Origin of the sequence: Pseudomonas sp. COW5 (genome assembly GCF_026240005.1) — a bacterium.
Taxonomy (GTDB): Bacteria; Pseudomonadota; Gammaproteobacteria; order Pseudomonadales; family Pseudomonadaceae; genus Aquipseudomonas; species Aquipseudomonas kribbensis.
In genome coordinates this window covers 3,547,153-3,565,419 of the sequence record NZ_JAPHVP010000001.1, presented here as the reverse complement: position 1 = coordinate 3,565,419, position 18,267 = coordinate 3,547,153, and the positions used below count along the sequence as shown (strand labels likewise).

Sequence of the window (18,267 nt, the reverse complement as noted above, 5' to 3'; positions counted from 1 at the left end):
CATGATTAAAGATCCCTTTGCAAGACTCGGCCTCGACCGCGAAGTCCTGACTGTCAGCCAGCTCAACGGCCGCGCGCGGGTGTTGCTCGAAGACGTGTTCAGCAACATCTGGGTCGAAGGCGAAATCTCCAACCTCGCCCGCCCGGCGTCCGGCCACGTGTATTTCACGCTCAAGGACAGCGGCGCGCAGGTGCGTTGCGCACTGTTTCGCCAGAACGCTGCGCGGGTGCGCCAGGCGCTGAAAGACGGTCTGGCGGTCAAGGTGCGTGGCAAGGTCTCGCTGTTCGAAGGGCGTGGCGACTATCAGTTGATCCTCGACACCGTGGAGCCTGCCGGTGACGGCGCCCTGCGCCTGGCCTTCGATGCCTTGAAGGAAAAGCTCAGCGCCGAAGGGCTGTTCAGTTCCGAGCGCAAAGTGCCGCTGCCGGCCCATCCGCAGCACATCGGCATCATCAGTTCGCCGACCGGCGCGGTGATCCGCGACATCATCAGCGTGTTCCGACGCCGTGCGCCGCAGGTCAAGCTGACCCTGATCCCCACCGCCGTTCAGGGCCGTGAGGCCACGGCGCAGATCGTCCGCGCCCTGAAACTCGCGGATGCCCGGGGCTTCGATGCGCTGATCCTGGCCCGTGGCGGCGGTTCGCTGGAAGACCTCTGGTGCTTCAACGAAGAAGCCGTGGCCCGAGCGGTGGATGCGTGCGTGACACCGATCGTCAGCGCCGTCGGCCATGAAACCGACGTGTCGATCAGCGACTTTGTGGCCGACGTCCGTGCGCCGACGCCTTCTGCGGCAGCCGAATTGCTCGCTCCGGATTCCAGCCACCTGATCCGCCAGGTCGAGAGCCTGCACCGTCGACTGGTGATGCGCATGCGCGACCGCTTGATGCGTGATCGTCTGCGACTGGAAGGAATGGCCCGCCGTCTGCGCCATCCCGGTGAACGACTGCGCCAGCAGGCACAGCGTCTGGATGACCTGGACATGCGCATGCGCCGGGCCTTTGAGCGCCAGCTCAATACCCGCCGCGAACGCCTGATTCGTCTGGAAACCCGTCTGGCCGGGCAACATCCCGGACGACAACTGGCCCTGCTGCGCCAGCGCCTCGACAGCCTCGCCGAACGCCTGCCACGCGCCATGAACGAAGGCCTGAAACGCCGGCGCCTGCAGCTGCAAAGCCAGATGCAGACCCTGCACGTGGTCAGCCCACTGGCGACCCTCGGCCGTGGCTACAGCATTCTGCTCGACGAGCGTGGCAACGCGATCCGCAACGCGGCGCAAACCCACACCGGCCAGCGTCTGAAAGCCAGACTGGGCGAAGGCGAACTGCAAGTGCGCGTCGAGGACAATCACCTGACGCCTGTCACTCTCTCTCTACTGGACTGATCCATGCCCCGTTTTCTTGCTCCGCTGTTGTTGCTGTGCCTGAGCTTCAACGCCCACGCCGACAGTTACATCACCCGCCTGCTGAACAAACCGGTGCCGGGCGGCGTAGCCGTCGTCGATCTGGGCGCCGCCGCGCAAGCGCCGAAGGCCACGTACCAAGGCAAACCGGTGTTGGTGGTCAAGGAACAGAACAACTGGCTGGCGATTGTCGGCGTTCCGCTGACCGTCAAACCCGGCCCCCAGCAGATCAGCAGCGGCGGCCGAAACCTGAACTTCACCGTCGGCAACAAGAAATACCCGGAACAGCACATCACCCTGAAGAACACGCAACAGGTCAATCCGAACCCGGCGAACCTCAAGCGCATCGAGGGTGAACTGGCCGAGCAGATCAAGGCCTACCGCAGCTTCAGCCCGAACACACCGAGCAACCTGTTGCTGGACAAACCGGTCAACGGGCCGCTGTCGAGCAAGTTCGGCGTGCGCCGTTTCTTCAACGGTGAAGAACGCAATCCGCACGCCGGCCTCGACTTCGCAGTACCGGCCGGCACACCGATCAAGACCCCGGCGGCGGGCAAGGTGATCCTGATCGGCAACTACTTCTTCAATGGCAACACCGTGTTCGTCGACCACGGCCAGGGCTTTATCAGCATGTTCTGCCACATGTCGAAGATCGATGTGCAAAATGGCCAGCAACTGGCTCGCGGCGCGGTGGTGGGCAAGGTGGGTGCCACGGGTCGGGCGACCGGGCCGCACATGCACTGGAACGTCAGTCTGAACGACGCGAGGGTCGATCCAGCGATTTTCATTGGGGCTTTCCAGCCTTGATTTGCGGGTGAGGCGACTGGCCTCATCGCGAGCAGGCTCGCTCCCACAGGGATTGCGCACGACGAATGGTCTGCGCAATCCCCACAAACAATAACCGCCATATCAAGAATAAAATCTCGGAAAAAACTGCTTTCCGGGTATTCCTCTCAATTTTTTTCGACTGCTTGCCATCCTCATCCCCCGCGGTTAGGGTTGAAGGCATGAAAACCTCTCACACCCTTATTCAGCTTCGCCAGCACCGCAGCCTGTGCCTTGTCAGCGCACGACTGCCGGGCTGAATCGTTGCGCCTCGTCCCAAGCTTCTCCGAACATTCGTTCCACCGGCAGGCCGCCTCTTTTCGGCCCAGACAATAAGGAATTTCCCGATGAGCATGCTCAAAGACCCGTCTTCGAAATACCGCGCGTTTCCCGTGATCAATCTGCCGGATCGCACCTGGCCGTCGAAAACCATCGATGCCGCGCCGATCTGGTGCAGCTCCGACCTGCGTGACGGCAACCAGTCGTTGATCGAGCCGATGGACGCGGTGAAAAAGCTGCGCTTCTGGAAAACCCTGGTGCAGGTCGGTGTGAAAGAAATCGAAGCGTCGTTTCCGGCGGCTTCGCAAACCGACTTCGACTTCGTGCGTACCCTGATCGAAGACGGCCACATCCCGGACGACACCACCATCCAGGTGCTGACCCAGGGTCGTGAAGATCTGATCGAGCGCACCTTCGAATCCCTGCGCGGGGCGAAGAAGGCGATCGTTCACCTGTACAACGCCACTTCCCCGTCTTTCCGTCGCATCGTCTTCAACCAGGACAAGGACGGCATCAAGGCCATCGCCGTAAACGCCGCCAAGCTGTTCGTCAAATACGCTGCCATGCAGCCGGACACCGAGTGGACCTTCGAATACTCGCCGGAAACCTTCAGCGCCACTGAGCTGGAATTCGCCAAGGAAGTCTGTGACGCCGTGATCGAGGTCTGGAACCCGACGCCCGAGCACAAGATCATCCTCAACCTGCCGGCCACCGTTGAATGCGCGACCCCGAACGTCTACGCCGACCAGATCGAGTGGTTCCACCGCAACATCAACCGTCGTGACAGCGTGATCATCAGCCTGCACACCCACAACGACCGTGGCACCGGTGTGGCCGCCACCGAGCTGGGCCTGATGGCCGGTGCCGACCGCGTCGAAGGCTGCCTGTTCGGCAACGGCGAGCGTACCGGCAACGTCGACCTCGTGACCGTGGCACTGAACATGTACACCCAGGGCCTCGACCCGCAACTGGACTTCTCCGACATCGACGGCGTGCGCAAGGTCGTCGAAGAATGCAACCAGATTCAGGTTCACCCGCGTCATCCGTACGTCGGCGACCTGGTGCACACCGCGTTCTCCGGTTCCCACCAGGACGCGATCCGCAAGGGCTTCGCCCAGCAGAAACCGGACACCCTGTGGGAAGTGCCGTACCTGCCGATCGACCCGGCCGACATCGGCCGCAGCTACGAGGCGGTGATCCGCGTCAACAGCCAGTCGGGCAAGGGCGGCATCGCCTACCTGCTGGAGCAGGAGTACGGCATCAGCCTGCCGCGTCGCATGCAGATCGAGTTCAGTCAGGTCGTGCAGCGTGAAACCGATCGCCTGGGCCTGGAAATGACTGCCCAGCAGATCCACTCGCTGCTGCACACCGAGTACCTGCAAGCCAACACCCCGTATGCGCTGGTCAGCCATCGCCTGCAGGAAGAAAACGGCCACAGCGCCGTCGAAGTGGAAGTGGCAAGCAAGGGCCAGGGCGAAACCAACCTGCACTGGCGCGGCAAGGGCAACGGTGCGCTGGAAGCACTGGTAGCCGGTCTGCCGATTCCGGTGGAGATCATGGACTACAACGAACACGCCATCGGCGCGGGTACCAACGCCAAGGCAGCGGCTTATATCGAGCTGCGTGTGAATGGCGAACGTGCCGTGCACGGCGTGGGTATCGATGAAAACATCACCACCGCCAGCTTCAAGGCACTGTTCAGCGCGCTCAACCGCTCGCTGAGCCAGCCGGAAGCGAAAGCGGCATAACTCACCGCTGAAATGCAAAAGGCCCCGGAGTGCGAACTCCGGGGCCTTTTTTATGCCTGCTGGCTTTATGTTGCCTGAACTGGCCTCTTCGCGGGCAAGCCCGCTCCCACAGGGTTTTCTGGTGTAAATGACATTGAGCACACACCGGTTACTGTGGGAGCGGGCTCGCCCGCGAAGAGGCCCGCACTGACAACGTAAAAACTCAGGTGAACTCGAACGTGTCCGCATCCAGATTAGCCGGGAATCGCTCGCGGTAAGCCGCCAGCGGTGCAGCTTCCAGTACGGCCTTGAACACCCCGTCCGCCTCCCCCGCCGCCAGCAGGGTCTCGCCCTGGAAGTCCAGCACCTGACTGTCGCCGGTGTAGGCAAAACCCTTGCCGTCAGTGCCGACACGGTTCACGGCCGCGACGTAACACAGGTTTTCAATCGCCCGCGCCGGCAGCAAACGGTTCCAGTGCAGACGTCGTGCCCCTGGCCAATTGGCGGTGTACAGCAGCAGGTCGGTGTCTTGTGCATCGCGGCTCCACACCGGGAAACGCAAGTCGTAGCAAATCAGCGGCCGGATGCGCCAGCCCTTGAGTTCGAACTGCACCTGGCGTTCGCCGGGGGTGTAGTGATTGTGCTCGCCGGCCATGCGGAACAGATGACGCTTGTCGTAATGCCACACTTCGCCGTCCGGGCGCGCCCATAGCAGGCGATTGCGATGGCTGCCGTCGGCGGCCTGGATGATCACGCTGCCGGTGATCACCGCATTGAGCTTCGCCGCCTGTGCCTTCATCCATTTGCTGGTCGGGCCGTTTTCGGCTTCCGCCAGGGTTTCGGATTCCATGGAGAATCCGGTAGTGAACATTTCCGGCAGGATAATCAGATCCGCCCCGCGCGCCTGCTCCAGCAACGCATCGAAATGCTCGAGGTTGGCCTGACGATCATGCCAGGCCAGGCTGGTCTGGATCAGCGCCAGGTTGAGATCGGGTAAAGCACTCAAATCACGCATAGTTTTGCCGCCGCTTCCCGCAGCGTCTCCTCGCGTTTGGCGAAGCACAGACGCACCAGGCGCTGGCCTTCAGGTGGATTCTGGTAGAAAACCGACACCGGGATGCTCGCCACACCATGTTCGCGAGTCATCCACATCGCCATCTCGACATCGTTCAGGTCGGGACGGATCTGTGAGTAATCGACCAGTTGGAAATAAGTGCCGGTGACCCGGGTGAAGCTGAATCGCGACGGTTCCAGCAGATCACAGAACAGATCGCGCTTGGCCTGATAGAAACCCGGCAGTTCTTCGACGTGTTCCGGATGTTCGGCCATGTAATCGGCCAGCGCATATTGCAGCGGCGTCACGCCACAAAAACTGACGTACTGGTGCACCTTGCGCAGTTCGGCGGTCAGGGCCGGCGGCGCCACGACGTAGCCGGTTTTCCAGCCGGTAACGTGATAGGTCTTGCCGAACGAGCTGACCACGAATGCGCGCTGATACAACTCTTCATGGGCCAGCACGCTCACATGCGGAACGCCGTCGTACACCAGGTGTTCGTAGACTTCGTCGCTGATCACATAGATGTCACGATCGCGGATCAGCGCCGCCAACTGGTCCAGCTCCGCGCGACTGATCAGCGCGCCGCTCGGGTTGTGCGGGGTGTTTAGGATGATCATCCGCGTGCGCGGGCTCAGCGCTGCACTGAGCTTGTCGAAGTCGATGGAGAAATCCTCCAGACCGAGTTGCACATGCACGCAGCGCCCGCCGGCCAGCTCCACCGACGGCTCGTAGCTGTCATAGGCCGGGTCGAACACGATGACTTCGTCACCGCTGTGGATAACCGCCTGAATCGCACAGAAGATCGCCTGGGTCGCGCCGGGAGTGACGGTCACCTCGTGATCGGCATCGACATTCACGCCATAGCTGCGGGCGATCTTCGCCGCAATCTGCTGGCGCAGGGCCGGCAGGCCGGTCATGGGCGAATACTGGTTATGGCCGCTGGCGATGTGCCGACCGACCGCATCGCGCAGCGACTGCGGGCCGTCGAAATCGGGAAAACCCTGGGACAGGTTGATGGCTCCGGTCTGTGCCGCGAGCTGAGACATCTGCGTGAAAATAGTGATGCCGACATTCGGCAGCTTGCTGTTGATCATCGGGGTTCCCTGCTCTGCCCCGGCACTGACGACGGCGCGGGAGAGCCCGAGGATAGCCCATCCGGCGCCCATAAAAAAAGGGCGCCAGACGGCGCCCTTCTCTCTTGATGACCGGGATCAGCGCTTGTCGCGGCGCTTCTTGCTGGCCTTCTTGTTGTGCGACATCAAACGACGCTTCTTGTTGACCTGGCGGTCGGTCAGCGTGTTCTTGTTGCCTTCGTACGGGTTCTCGCCGCCCTTGAACTCGATACGGATCGGCGTACCGACCAGTTTGAGCACACGGCGGTAAGTGTTTTCCAGATAGCGCACGTACGAGTTCGGCACTTTCTCGATCTGGTTGCCGTGGATCACGATCAGCGGCGGGTTGGCGCCACCGAGGTGGGCATAACGCAGCTTGATCCGGCGGCCGTTGACCATCGGTGGCTGGTGCTCGCTGACTGCGTCTTCGAGGATCTGGGTCAGACGGCTGGTCGGCCAGCGGGTGACCGCCGACTTGAACGAGTTCTGCACCGAAGCGTAGAGGTTGCCCACGCCGGTACCGTGCAGCGCCGAGATGAAGTGGATGTCGGCGAAGTCGACGAAGAACAACCGGCGTTCCAGTTCGGTCTTCACATAGTCACGCTCGCCCGGAGTCATGCCATCCCACTTGTTCAGCGCGATGACCAGCGCACGGCCGGACTCGAGGGCGAAGCCCAGCAGGTTGAGGTCGTGATCGACCACACCTTCGCGGGCGTCCATCACGAAGATCACCACGTTGGCGTCTTTGATCGCCTGCAGGGTTTTGACCACGGAGAACTTTTCGACTTCTTCGTGGATCTTGCCGCGCTTGCGCACACCGGCAGTGTCGATCAGCGTGTACTTCTCGTCGTTACGCTCGAACGGGATGTAGATACTGTCGCGAGTGGTGCCCGGCTGGTCGTAGACGATCACTCGTTCTTCACCGAGCATGCGGTTGACCAGCGTCGACTTGCCGACGTTCGGCCGGCCGATGATGGCGATCTTGATGCCGTCCTTTTCGCTCGGGCCTGGAATGCGCTTGGCTTCCTCGCCTTCGGCGACTTCTTCCTGCTCTTCGCCTTCCGGCAGCTCGTCCTCATCTTTCGGGAACGAGCTCAGGGCGATTTCCAGCAATTGAGTGATGCCGCGACCATGGGCGCCGGCAATCGGGATCGCATCGCCCATGCCCATCGGCGCGAATTCGGCGCGAGCCATTTCCGGATCGATGTTGTCGACTTTGTTGGCGACCACATAGGAACGCTTGTTACGTTTGCGCAGGTGTTCGCCGATCATCTGGTCGGCGGCGGTGAAACCGGCCTTGGCATCTACCAGGAACAGAACGACATCCGCTTCTTCGATGGCCAGCAGCGACTGCTCGGCCATTTTTTCGTCCATACCATGTTCATCACCGGAGATACCGCCGGTGTCGATCAGAATGTAGGAACGCCCTTGCCACTTGGCCTCACCGTACTGGCGATCACGGGTCAGACCGGACAAGTCGCCGACGATGGCGTCGCGAGTCCTGGTCAGGCGGTTGAACAAGGTGGACTTGCCGACGTTCGGTCGGCCCACCAGGGCGATTACGGGAACCATGCGGCTCTCCACTTCGTTATTTCAGAAAATACAAAAGCCGCTGCGAGGCAGCGGCTGGTGCTCGGGGCAACACCCATGGATGTTGCAAACCCTGCCGGAGCAGGGCCGCTTGGGGATCAACCCCAAGCATAGTCAAACCATTACTTGATGGTCAGGGCTTCCAGTTTGCCGCTGTTGCCATACACGTAAATCGTGTCACCCACCACCAGCGGACGGGCACGCAGGCCGTCGCTGTCGATGCGCTCGCGGCCGACGAAACGACCGTCCACCTGACTCAGCAGATGCAGGTAACCGTCCAGGTCACCGACTGCAACGTAGCTGGAGAACACTTCCGGAGCCGACAGTTGACGGCGGGCCAGCGAATCGTTGGTCCACAGTGCAGTGGTCGAACGCTCGTCGACGCCTTCAACGGTGCCCGAAGACAGGCTCACGTAGACGTTGCCGAAACCCTGGGCGATACCGGCGTAGCTCGACGCATCGCGCTGCCACAGTTGACGGCCGCTTTCCAGGTCCAGCGCCGCAACGCGACCCTGATAACTGGCAACGTACAGTGTGCCGCCGGACAGCAGCAGACCGCCGTCGATGTCGACCACGCGCTCCAGCTCCGAACGACCTTGCGGAATCGCGATCCGTTGTTCCCAGACCGGCACGCCGTTGGAAATGTCCAGAGCGACCACTTTACCGGTCGACAGGCCAGCCACCGCGAGACGGTTGGTCGCGAGCGGCGCACTGGTGCCACGCAGGGTCAGTACGGCCGGGGTGCTGTCATACACCCAGCGCTGGTGACCGGTGGAGGCATCCAGACCGATCAGACGATCGTCCTGGGTCTGCACGACCACGATGTCGCCGTTGCTGGCTGGTGGCGCCAACACTTCACTGGTCACGCGAGCGCGCCACTTCTCTTCGCCATTGATGGTGTCGAGAGCGATGACGTCGCCACGCAGCGTGCCGACCAGAACCAGACCGTAACCCACGCCGACGGCGCCGGAGACTGGCACATCCAGTTCTTTCTTCCACTTCACGTCGCCGTTGCTGCGATCCATGGCCATCACGATGCCGGTCACGTCGGCGGCGTAGATGGTGTCACCATCGATCGCCGGTACCAGCATGTTGTAGGTTTCGCCCTGACCGTCACCGATCGAACGGCTCCACACTTTGTGCAGAACCACTTCTTCCTTGAAGGAAGTCAGTTCGGCTGGTGGCAGTTCTTTTGTGCTGTTGCTGCTGCAACCCGTGGCCAGAATGGCCAGAGCCAGCAATGCTGCATGCTTCCAACCGATCACGTCACGCATCCCCTTTGGCCAGGTCGTCCAGCTTGATTTGAAGGCCGCCGACTGCCGCTTCATCCGACAGTGCCGCCTTGGCTTTTTGATACGCCGCGTTCGCTTCGTCAGTGCGGCCCAGCTGTACCAGCAGGTCGCCCTTGAGTTCTTCGCGAGTGGCCAGGAACGACTTGTCGGCATCGCCTTCAAGCAGTTTCAGGGCTTCATCCGCCTTGTTCTGTGCACCCAGCACCTGCGCCAGACGCTGACGGGCGATTTCACCCAGCGCCGCGTTGGCCGGTTTGGCAACGATTGCCTTCAGTTCGGTCGCCGCGTCGTCCAGCTTGCCGCTGTCGACCGCGACCTTGGCCACGAACAGGCTGCCGTACTGCGCGTAGGCAGTCCCGCCGAATTCACGGTTGAGCTTGCCGGCCAGATCCGCAACGCGCGCAGCGTCAGGCTTGCCGTCCGGGGTCAGCGTGGTTTCCAGCAATTGCTGATAGAGCACCGAGGCGCCTTGCGACTGGTTGCTCTGATACTTGTGAAATGCCTGCCAGCCGAACACGATGACCAGCGCCAACAGGCCGCCAGTGACCAGAGGTTTGCCGTTGCGTGTCCACCAGTCCTTCAAATCCGCCAACTGTTCGTCTTCGGTACTCGACACCCCAATACTCCTTAATCGCTAAATCGGCTGTTTAAACAGCTTCAACCCTGCACGACGCAGGTGGCCAGGTGAGCGGCAAGCGCATCCCAGGCAATGCTTTGTTGTTCGCCCTGGCCACGCAGGGGTTTGAAACCTACCACTTGCTGTGCCATTTCGTCGTCACCGAGGATCAGCGCGTACAGCGCACCGCTCTTGTCGGCTTTCTTGAACTGGCTCTTGAAGCTGCCGGCACCGGCATTGACCTGCAGGCGCAGGTTAGGCAACTGGTCGCGTACACGCTCGGCCAGGGCCAGACCGGCCAGCTCCGCTTCTTCGCCGAAGGCGCAGAGGTAGACGTCGACCTGACGGGCGAGTTCTTGCGGGATCTGCTCCAGGGTTTCCAGCATCAGCACCAGACGCTCGATGCCCATGGCGAAACCGACGCCCGGGGTCGGCTTGCCGCCCATCTGCTCGACCAGACCGTCGTAACGGCCGCCCGCGCACACAGTGCCCTGGGCGCCGAGCTTGTCGGTGACCCATTCGAATACGGTTTTGCTGTAGTAATCGAGACCGCGTACCAGTTTCGGGTTGAGCACGTAAGGAATGCCGACAGCATCCAGACGCGACTTCAGACCTTCGAAGTGGGCACGGGACTCGTCATCCAGGTAATCCGCCATTTTCGGCGCATCGACCAGCACCGCCTGGGTGTCGGCATTTTTGGTGTCGAGCACGCGCAACGGGTTGGTTTTCAGGCGACGCTGGCTGTCTTCGTCCAGTTTGTCGTGGTGCGCCGAGAGGTACTCGACCAGCGCTTCACGATAACGGCCGCGGGACTCGCTGGTACCCAGGCTGTTGAGTTCGAGCTTGACCGCATCACGGATGCCCAGCTCGCCCCACAGGCGCCAGGTCATGATGATCAACTCGGCGTCGATGTCCGGACCGTCGAGGTTGAAGACTTCCAGACCGATCTGGTGGAACTGGCGATAACGACCTTTCTGCGGACGCTCGTGACGGAACATCGGGCCGATGTACCAGAGTTTCTGCACCTGGCCACCGCCAGTGATGCCGTGCTCGAGCACGGCACGCACGCACGCAGCGGTGCCTTCCGGACGCAGGGTCAGGGAGTCGCCGTTGCGGTCGTCGAAGGTGTACATCTCTTTTTCGACGATGTCGGTCACTTCGCCGATCGAGCGCTTGAACAGCTCGGTGAACTCGACGATCGGCATGCGGATCTGCTTGTAACCGTAGTTATCCAGCAAACGCGAAACGGTGCCTTCGAAGTAGCGCCATACCGGGGTCTGTTCCGGCAGGATGTCGTTCATGCCACGAATGGCTTGCAGGGACTTGCTCACAGAAATTCCTTAATTCGTTCGATCAGCCGCGCGCGATGACCGCTGCGTCGGCTTCGACCTTCTCGGCCGCTTTCTCGCGGATCAGCTTTTCCAGCTCGTCCACCAGATTGTCATTCGTCAGTTTCTGCGACGGCTTGCCGTCGATGTAAATCAGGTTCGGCGTACCGCCGGTCAAGCCGATATGGGCTTCCTTGGCTTCGCCGGGGCCATTGACCACGCAACCGATCACCGCAACATCCAGCGGCACCAGCAGGTCTTCAAGGCGCCCTTCCAGCTCGTTCATGGTCTTGACCACATCGAAGTTCTGCCGCGAGCAGCTCGGGCAGGCGATGAAGTTGATGCCACGGGAACGCAGGTGCAAAGACTTGAGGATGTCGTAACCGACTTTCACTTCCTCGACCGGATCGGCCGCCAGCGAGATGCGGATGGTATCGCCAATCCCCTCGGCGAGCAGCATACCTAGGCCCACGGCGGATTTCACTGTACCGGAGCGCAATCCACCGGCTTCGGTGATGCCCAGGTGCAGCGGCTGGACGATTTCCTTCGCCAGCAGGCGGTAGGCTTCGACGGCCATGAACACGTCGGAAGCCTTCACGCTGACCTTGAAGTCCTGGAAATTCAGGCGTTCGAGGTGTTCGACGTGACGCAGCGCCGACTCGACCAGCGCGGCCGGGGTCGGTTCGCCATATTTCTTCTGCAGGTCTTTTTCCAGGGAACCGGCGTTGACACCGATGCGGATCGGAATCCCGCGGTCACGGGCGGCATCGACCACCGCACGCACGCGGTCTTCGCGACCGATGTTGCCCGGGTTGATGCGCAGGCAGTCCACACCCAGTTCGGCCACGCGCAAAGCGATCTTGTAGTCGAAGTGGATGTCGGCAACCAGCGGCACCTTGACCAGTTGCTTGATCTTGCCGAACGCCTCGGCGGCGTCCATGTCCGGCACCGATACGCGAACGATGTCGACGCCAGCGGCTTCCAGACGGTTGATCTGGGCGACAGTGGCCGCGACATCGTTGGTGTCACTGTTGGTCATGCTCTGCACCGCGATAGGTGCATCGCCACCCACAGGCACGTTACCGACCCAGATCTTGCGCGATTCGCGACGTTTGATTGGAGATTCGCCGTGCATGACTTATTGACCCAACTTCAGGCGAGCAGTCTCGCCACTGGTGAACGGAGCGACATCGACCGGCTGGCCGTTGTAGCTGACCTGCGCTGCCCGGGCAACACCCAGACGCACGGCCAGCGGTGGCTTGCCTGCCACGGAGACGCTGTCGCCTTTATGTTTCAGACCGCTGAACAGAACCTTGCCGCGACCATCGGTGACCTGTGCCCAGCAATCAGCGGTGAACTGCAGTTGCACCTGACCTTCGCCTGCTGCCGGAGCAGTGGTTTCTGCGGTGGGTGCCGGGGTGGCCGGGACAACGGGTGCGGTGACGGTCGGTGCCGGAGCCGCCGGAACATTAGGGGCAGGTGCAGCCGGAGTGGCGACAACCGGGGCCGGGGCAGCAGGTACGGCCGGTGCGGTTGCCGGAACGACGGGCTCGGCGCCGGTCGATTCGGCAGCGGTTTCCGATTGGGGCAGTGCCAGCGCCGTCGCGCCCTCGGTCTGACCTTCGGTAACGGCCTGGTCTTCCGGCTCGTCGATCGGATGAATCTGCGTGGTGCCATCGGCGCCTTCGACTTCAACGTGCTCCGGGGCCAGACTGGTCAGATCCTTGGTGCGCAGCGAGGTCTGATCCTGCCACCAGACAAAACCGCCGCCGATGACCGCGATCAACAGCAACAGGCTGACGATCCGCAAAATGGTGTGGGAAACACGAACCGGCTCTTCGATCCGGCCCAAAGCGTGGACATTGCTGCCCTGGGAATCGGTGCCGGTGGACTGGTCGAACTGCTGGACCAGGACCGCCTGATCCATGCCGAGCAATTTGGCATAGGCGCGAATATAGCCGCGAGCGAAAGTATGCCCCGGCAGCTTGTCGAACGCACCGGCTTCGAGGTTGGTCAGGGAAGTCACGGTGAGGTTGAGCTTGAGGGCCACTTCGGCCAGCGACCAGCCATTGCTTTCGCGGGCCTGGCGCAAGGTCTCACCGGGGTTAACGCGATTCGCTGCTACAACTTCGGGATGCGCCGCTTTCATCATTGCTCCGACAGGTATTGCTGATATTCCGGCGTACCGGGATAGAGTCGTTTTAATTGCAGGCCCGCACTGGCGGCCTTGTCGCGATCTTCAAACACTTTTGCCAACCGAACCGCGAGCAACAGACTACGTGCATTTTGCTCGGACAGCTGGCTGAAACGGTCGTAATAGTCACGCGCGGGCACATAATGCCTGTCTTCGAATGACAACTCAGCCATTTCCAGCAACGCCCGTGGTTGCTGACGGTTCAAACGCAATGCTTTTTCCAGTTGCTGCTGGGCCAGATCACGCTGGCCAAGCTTGGACGCCGTCATGCCGAGGTTCTCGAACACACGGGAACGCTCAGGATACAGGGTATCGGCGGCGGCCTGTTCAAAACGCTCGTAGGCTTCCTTGTAACGCTGTTCTTCGTAGAGAAAACTGCCGTAATTGTTGAGGATGCGGGCATCGGCAGGACGGGAGGACAGTGCCTTGCGAAAGTGTTCGTCGGCCAGCTTCGGCTCCATCTCGGACTGAAAGACCAGCCCAAGAGCGGCGTTGGCATCGGGATCGGAACCGTCCAGCTCGAGGGCCTTTTTCAACGGAACCTTGGCCCGCTCGGTCATGCCTTGCTGCAAGTACCCCAGCCCCAGCTGCACGTAGGCAGCCCGCGCTTCGTCGCGGCCCTTGCTGGTCTTCATCGGGTTGTAATCGCCCGACAGGACACAGCCAGCACACAGGCTGGCCAACAGCAACAGCAGCGCAAAGCGCAGGGACATAGAGATCCTCTCTTAGTTAGTGTTCGCGGCGTTCTGTGCCAGATCGCTGTCGGCGCTCAATTCGCGCACGGCGATGTAACGTTCGCTGCGACGGGTGCGATCCAGCACCTGCCCTACCAATTGACCGCAAGCCGCGTCGATGTCTTCACCACGGGTGGTGCGCACGGTCACGTTATAGCCTGCCTGATGCAGCTGATCCTGGAACCGGCGAATCGCGTTGTTGCTCGGCCGCTCGTAACCGGAATGCGGGAACGGGTTGAACGGAATCAGGTTGATCTTGCAGGGAATATCCTTGAGCAACTCGATCATTTCCACGGCGTGCTCAAGCTTGTCGTTGACGTCCTTGAGCAAGGTGTACTCGATGGTCAGCACACGCTTCTCGCCCAGGGCGGACATGTAGCGCACACACGAATCGAGGAGCATCTTAAGCGGATATTTCTTGTTGATCGGCACCAATTGGTTACGCAATGCGTCATTCGGTGCGTGCAGGGACAACGCCAGGGACACGTCGATGTGCTTGGCCAGCTCATCGATCATCGGCACCACACCCGACGTGGACAGGGTCACGCGGCGCTTGGAGATCCCGTAGCCCAGATCATCCATCATCAGATGCATGGCGGCCACGACGTTGTCGAAGTTCAGCAGTGGTTCGCCCATGCCCATCATCACCACGTTGGTGATGGCGCGGTCGATGGTAGCCGGAACACTGCCGAAGGATTTGTTGGCAATCCACACCTGGCCGATGACTTCGGCGGCGGTGAGGTTGCTGTTGAAGCCTTGCTTGCCGGTGGAGCAGAAACTGCAGTCCAGGGCACAGCCTGCCTGGGACGAAACGCACAGAGTGCCGCGTTTGCCCTGGGGAATGTAAACGGTCTCGACGCAACTGCCGGACGCCACGCGCACCACCCACTTGCGGGTGCCGTCGCTGGAAATGTCCTCGCTGACCACTTCGGGACCGCGAACTTCAGCAACAGCCTTGAGCTTTTCGCGCAAGGCCTTGCTGACGTTCGTCATGGCGTCGAAATCATCGACGCCAAAGTGGTGAATCCATTTCATTACCTGACCGGCACGGAAACGCTTCTCCCCGATTGAGTCGAAGAATTTTTCCATTTCCGGCTGGGTCAGCCCCAGCAGGTTGGTTTTAACAGTCGATGTAGTCATGGATTCACCTTCACTCTTAAGCCAATGCTTAGCGAGTGGTTACTTCAGTAGCTGCGAAGAAGTACGAGATTTCGCGAGCGGCAGCGGCTTCGGAGTCCGAACCGTGAACGGCGTTGGCGTCGATCGACTCAGCGAAGTCAGCACGGATGGTGCCGGCAGCAGCTTCTTTAGGGTTGGTAGCGCCCATCAGCTCGCGGTTGCGAGCGATGGCGTTTTCGCCTTCCAGAACCTGAACAACAACCGGACCGGAGATCATGAAAGCAACCAGGTCACCGAAGAAACCGCGCTCTTTGTGCTCAGCGTAGAAGCCTTCAGCTTCGGCTTTGGACAGTTGCTTCATTTTCGAAGCAACCACTTTCAGACCAGCCTTTTCGAAACGGGTAACGATTTCGCCGGCAGCGCCTTTTGCAACGGCGTCAGGCTTGATGATGGAGAAAGTACGTTGAACAGCCATGGTGTAACTCCAGAAACGGTAATTTGCGAAAAATTAAACCCGCGAATTATACGCGGGTTCTTGGGTATTGCCTAACCTGCAAGGATGATCAGTCTATTTCATCATTCCAGAGCTGCTGAACCGCTTCCAACACCTTCTCGCCGACCCGGCCAGAGTTAGCGTCGAAGTCAGGCAGCTCCTTGATCCACTGCTGCAACTCGACGAAATTGACAGAATACGGATCTACACCCGGCTTGGCCTCAGCCAACTCTTCTGCAATACGTTGAACATCATTCCAACCGTAGCTCATGACAGTCTTACCAGTCAGTGCGGCGCTTCGGCCGCATGGTTAAGCGAATATTTCGGAATCTCGACGGTGAGGTCTTCCTCGCCGACGATGGCCTGACAGGCCAGGCGCGACTGCGCCTCCAGACCCCAGGCACGATCGAGGAAATCTTCCTCCAACTCGTCAGCTTCTTCCAGCGAGTCGAAACCCTCGCGGATGATGCAGTGACAAGTGGTGCAGGCGCAGACGCCACCGCAGGCGCTTTCCATCTCGATGTGGTGTTCGTGGGCCAGCTCGAGAATCGAAGTGCCGGGCTCAGCCTCGACCACCATGCCTTCAGGGCAGAACTTCTCGTGGGGCAGAAAAATGACCTGCGGCATCAGATATCCTCGATTTCATTCAGGTTGCGCCCCGACAGAGCGGCTTTCACCGTCTGATCCATACGACGGGCAGCAAAAGCATCGGTCACTTGCGACAGACGCTTGGTCTGCTGCTCGATGGCGTAACCATCGGTACCTTTCATCAGTTCGGTCAGTTCCTGCACCTGCAGATCGATGACCATGCGCTCTTCGGCGTCGAGCAAACGCTCGCCATCCGCCTCCAGAGCGCCCTGCACCGCTTCGATCAGGCGCTGGGCATCGACTTGCTGCTCACGCAGAACGCGAGCGACCTTGTCGTCATTGGCGTGCTGGAACGAATCCTTGAGCATCTTGGCAATTTCGCCGTCGGTCAGACCGTAGGACGGTTTGACCTGAATGCTGGCCTCAACGCCCGAACCCAGTTCACGGGCAGAGACGCTGAGCAGACCGTCGGCATCGACCTGGAACGTCACGCGAATCTTCGCCGCGCCCGCCACCATCGCCGGGATACCGCGCAATTCGAAACGCGCCAGGGAGCGGCAGTCACTGATCAGCTCGCGCTCGCCCTGCAACACATGGATCGCCATGGCCGACTGGCCGTCTTTATATGTAGTGAAGTCCTGGGCGCGAGCGACGGGGATGGTGGTGTTGCGCGGAATCACCTTCTCCATCAGGCCGCCCATGGTTTCCAGCCCCAGGGACAGCGGAATCACATCGAGCAGCAGCAGTTCGCCGCCATCGCGCTTGTTGCCGGCCAGTGTATCGGCCTGGATCGCGGCACCGATAGCCACCACCTGATCCGGGTCGATTTCGGTCAGCGGCTGCCGGCCGAAGGCTTCGGCGACAGCTTCGCGAACACGCGGAACGCGGGTCGAACCACCGACCATGACCACGGCATGCACGTCTTCCAGCTCGATACCGGAGTCGCGAACGGCACGACGGCAGGCTTTCAGACTGCGGGCAACCATCGGCTCGATCAGTGCGTCGAAGGCCTCGCGGGTCAGCTGTGCTTTCCAGTCGCCATAAGCAACTTCAACACTGCCGGCATTCGTCAGGGCTTCTTTGGCCGCGCAGGCGGTTTGCAGCAGATTGCGCTGCGCACCCGGATCGAGATCGGCGGACAGGCCCGCGCTTTCGATGATCCAGCCGGCAATCGCGTGGTCGAAGTCATCGCCACCCAGCGCGCTGTCGCCGCCGGTTGCCAGAACTTCGAAAACGCCGCCAGTCAGGCGCAGAATCGAAATATCGAAAGTACCGCCGCCCAGGTCATAAATGGCGACCAGGCCTTCGGCATGCTGATCCAGCCCATAAGCCACCGCAGCGGCGGTCGGCTCGTTGAGCAGACGCAGTACGTTCAGACCGGCGAGTTTTGCCGCATCCTTCGTAGCCTGGCGCTGAGCGTCGTCGAAATAGGCCGGAACGGTAATCACCGCACCGACCAGCTCGCCCCCGAGGGTGGCTTCAGCACGCTGACGCAGCACTTTGAGGATATCGGCGGAGACTTCGACCGGGCTTTTCGGGCCCTGCACGGTGTCGATGAACGGCATGTGCGATTCGCCACCGACAAAACGGTACGGCAGTTGATCGCCCAATTGCTTGACGTCGGACAGGCCACGACCCATCAGGCGCTTGACCGACAGCACGGTATTCAGGGGATCGGAGGACGCGGCCAGTTTGGCCGACTCGCCGACTTCGACACGATCGGCGTGATAACGCACAGCGGAAGGCAGGATGACCCGCCCTTCGGCATCGGCCAGCGGCTCGGAAAGACCACTGCGCAACGCAGCGACCAGCGAATTGGTAGTGCCCAAGTCGATCCCCACAGCCAGACGACGCTGGTGCGGTTGAGGACTTTGGCCGGGTTCGGCGATCTGCAGTAGGGCCATCGTGATCAGG

General features: G+C 61.0%; 17 protein-coding genes. 3 read left to right on the top strand and 14 right to left on the bottom strand.

Going from position 1 to position 18,267, the window contains the following annotated elements; translation table 11 throughout:
* Position 1 precedes the first annotated feature (1 nt).
* From xseA to leuA, 3 genes are all read left to right on the top strand, one after another.
* Positions 2-1,381 (top strand): exodeoxyribonuclease VII large subunit, encoded by a 1,380-nt coding sequence (xseA, locus tag OQ248_RS16360; RefSeq protein ID WP_265813321.1) that lies wholly within the window; start codon positions 2-4, stop codon positions 1,379-1,381.
* Positions 1,382-1,384: 3 nt separating this feature from the next.
* Positions 1,385-2,206, top strand: coding sequence for a peptidoglycan DD-metalloendopeptidase family protein (locus tag OQ248_RS16355; protein ID WP_265813320.1), 822 nt, complete (start codon positions 1,385-1,387; stop codon positions 2,204-2,206).
* Positions 2,207-2,571: 365 nt separating this feature from the next.
* Positions 2,572-4,251: a 2-isopropylmalate synthase gene (gene leuA, locus OQ248_RS16350; protein WP_085709408.1), complete on the top strand. Its 1,680-nt coding sequence runs from the start codon at positions 2,572-2,574 to the stop codon at positions 4,249-4,251.
* A 202-nt stretch (positions 4,252-4,453) separates the two neighbouring features.
* On the opposite strand, the gene OQ248_RS16345 is transcribed toward leuA, so the two are convergent.
* The 14 genes from OQ248_RS16345 to hscA form a co-directional block, all read right to left on the bottom strand.
* Positions 4,454-5,245, bottom strand: a complete 792-nt coding sequence (locus OQ248_RS16345; RefSeq protein ID WP_085734105.1) for an amidohydrolase — start codon at positions 5,243-5,245, stop codon at positions 4,454-4,456.
* Positions 5,233-6,381, bottom strand: coding sequence for a pyridoxal phosphate-dependent aminotransferase (locus tag OQ248_RS16340; RefSeq protein ID WP_248739309.1), 1,149 nt, complete (start codon positions 6,379-6,381; stop codon positions 5,233-5,235). The genes OQ248_RS16345 and OQ248_RS16340 overlap by 13 nt, the downstream gene beginning before the upstream one ends.
* Positions 6,382-6,498: 117 nt before the next feature.
* Positions 6,499-7,971, bottom strand: coding sequence for a ribosome biogenesis GTPase Der (der, locus tag OQ248_RS16335; protein ID WP_248739310.1), 1,473 nt, complete (start codon positions 7,969-7,971; stop codon positions 6,499-6,501).
* Between the two features lie 140 nt (positions 7,972-8,111).
* The gene (bamB, locus tag OQ248_RS16330) at positions 8,112-9,263 is read right to left on the bottom strand and encodes an outer membrane protein assembly factor BamB (RefSeq protein WP_265813319.1); all 1,152 of its coding nucleotides are present in this window, start codon (positions 9,261-9,263) and stop codon (positions 8,112-8,114) included.
* The gene (locus OQ248_RS16325) at positions 9,256-9,897 is read right to left on the bottom strand and encodes a tetratricopeptide repeat protein (protein WP_265813318.1); all 642 of its coding nucleotides are present in this window, start codon (positions 9,895-9,897) and stop codon (positions 9,256-9,258) included. Before OQ248_RS16325 ends, bamB begins: the two co-directional genes overlap by 8 nt.
* 41 nt (positions 9,898-9,938) lie before the next feature.
* The gene (gene hisS / locus OQ248_RS16320) at positions 9,939-11,228 is read right to left on the bottom strand and encodes a histidine--tRNA ligase (RefSeq protein WP_134828010.1); all 1,290 of its coding nucleotides are present in this window, start codon (positions 11,226-11,228) and stop codon (positions 9,939-9,941) included.
* Positions 11,229-11,250: 22 nt separating this feature from the next.
* Positions 11,251-12,360, bottom strand: a complete 1,110-nt coding sequence (gene ispG / locus OQ248_RS16315; protein ID WP_007956680.1) for a flavodoxin-dependent (E)-4-hydroxy-3-methylbut-2-enyl-diphosphate synthase — start codon at positions 12,358-12,360, stop codon at positions 11,251-11,253.
* Positions 12,361-12,363: 3 nt separating this feature from the next.
* Positions 12,364-13,374: a RodZ family helix-turn-helix domain-containing protein gene (locus tag OQ248_RS16310; RefSeq protein ID WP_265813317.1), complete on the bottom strand. Its 1,011-nt coding sequence runs from the start codon at positions 13,372-13,374 to the stop codon at positions 12,364-12,366.
* The gene (pilW, locus tag OQ248_RS16305; protein ID WP_085709401.1) at positions 13,374-14,132 is read right to left on the bottom strand and encodes a type IV pilus biogenesis/stability protein PilW; all 759 of its coding nucleotides are present in this window, start codon (positions 14,130-14,132) and stop codon (positions 13,374-13,376) included. Before pilW ends, OQ248_RS16310 begins: the two co-directional genes overlap by 1 nt.
* A 12-nt stretch (positions 14,133-14,144) precedes the next feature.
* Positions 14,145-15,293: a 23S rRNA (adenine(2503)-C(2))-methyltransferase RlmN gene (rlmN, locus tag OQ248_RS16300; RefSeq protein ID WP_085709400.1), complete on the bottom strand. Its 1,149-nt coding sequence runs from the start codon at positions 15,291-15,293 to the stop codon at positions 14,145-14,147.
* A 28-nt stretch (positions 15,294-15,321) separates the two neighbouring features.
* Positions 15,322-15,747: a nucleoside-diphosphate kinase gene (gene ndk, locus OQ248_RS16295; RefSeq protein ID WP_003227894.1), complete on the bottom strand. Its 426-nt coding sequence runs from the start codon at positions 15,745-15,747 to the stop codon at positions 15,322-15,324.
* An 88-nt stretch (positions 15,748-15,835) separates the two neighbouring features.
* Positions 15,836-16,036, bottom strand: a complete 201-nt coding sequence (gene iscX, locus OQ248_RS16290) for a Fe-S cluster assembly protein IscX (RefSeq protein ID WP_085709399.1) — start codon at positions 16,034-16,036, stop codon at positions 15,836-15,838.
* A gap of 14 nt (positions 16,037-16,050) precedes the next feature.
* Positions 16,051-16,392: an ISC system 2Fe-2S type ferredoxin gene (gene fdx, locus OQ248_RS16285; RefSeq protein ID WP_041071821.1), complete on the bottom strand. Its 342-nt coding sequence runs from the start codon at positions 16,390-16,392 to the stop codon at positions 16,051-16,053.
* Positions 16,392-18,257 (bottom strand): Fe-S protein assembly chaperone HscA, encoded by a 1,866-nt coding sequence (gene hscA / locus OQ248_RS16280; protein WP_248742671.1) that lies wholly within the window; start codon positions 18,255-18,257, stop codon positions 16,392-16,394. Before hscA ends, fdx begins: the two co-directional genes overlap by 1 nt.
* Positions 18,258-18,267 lie beyond the last annotated feature (10 nt).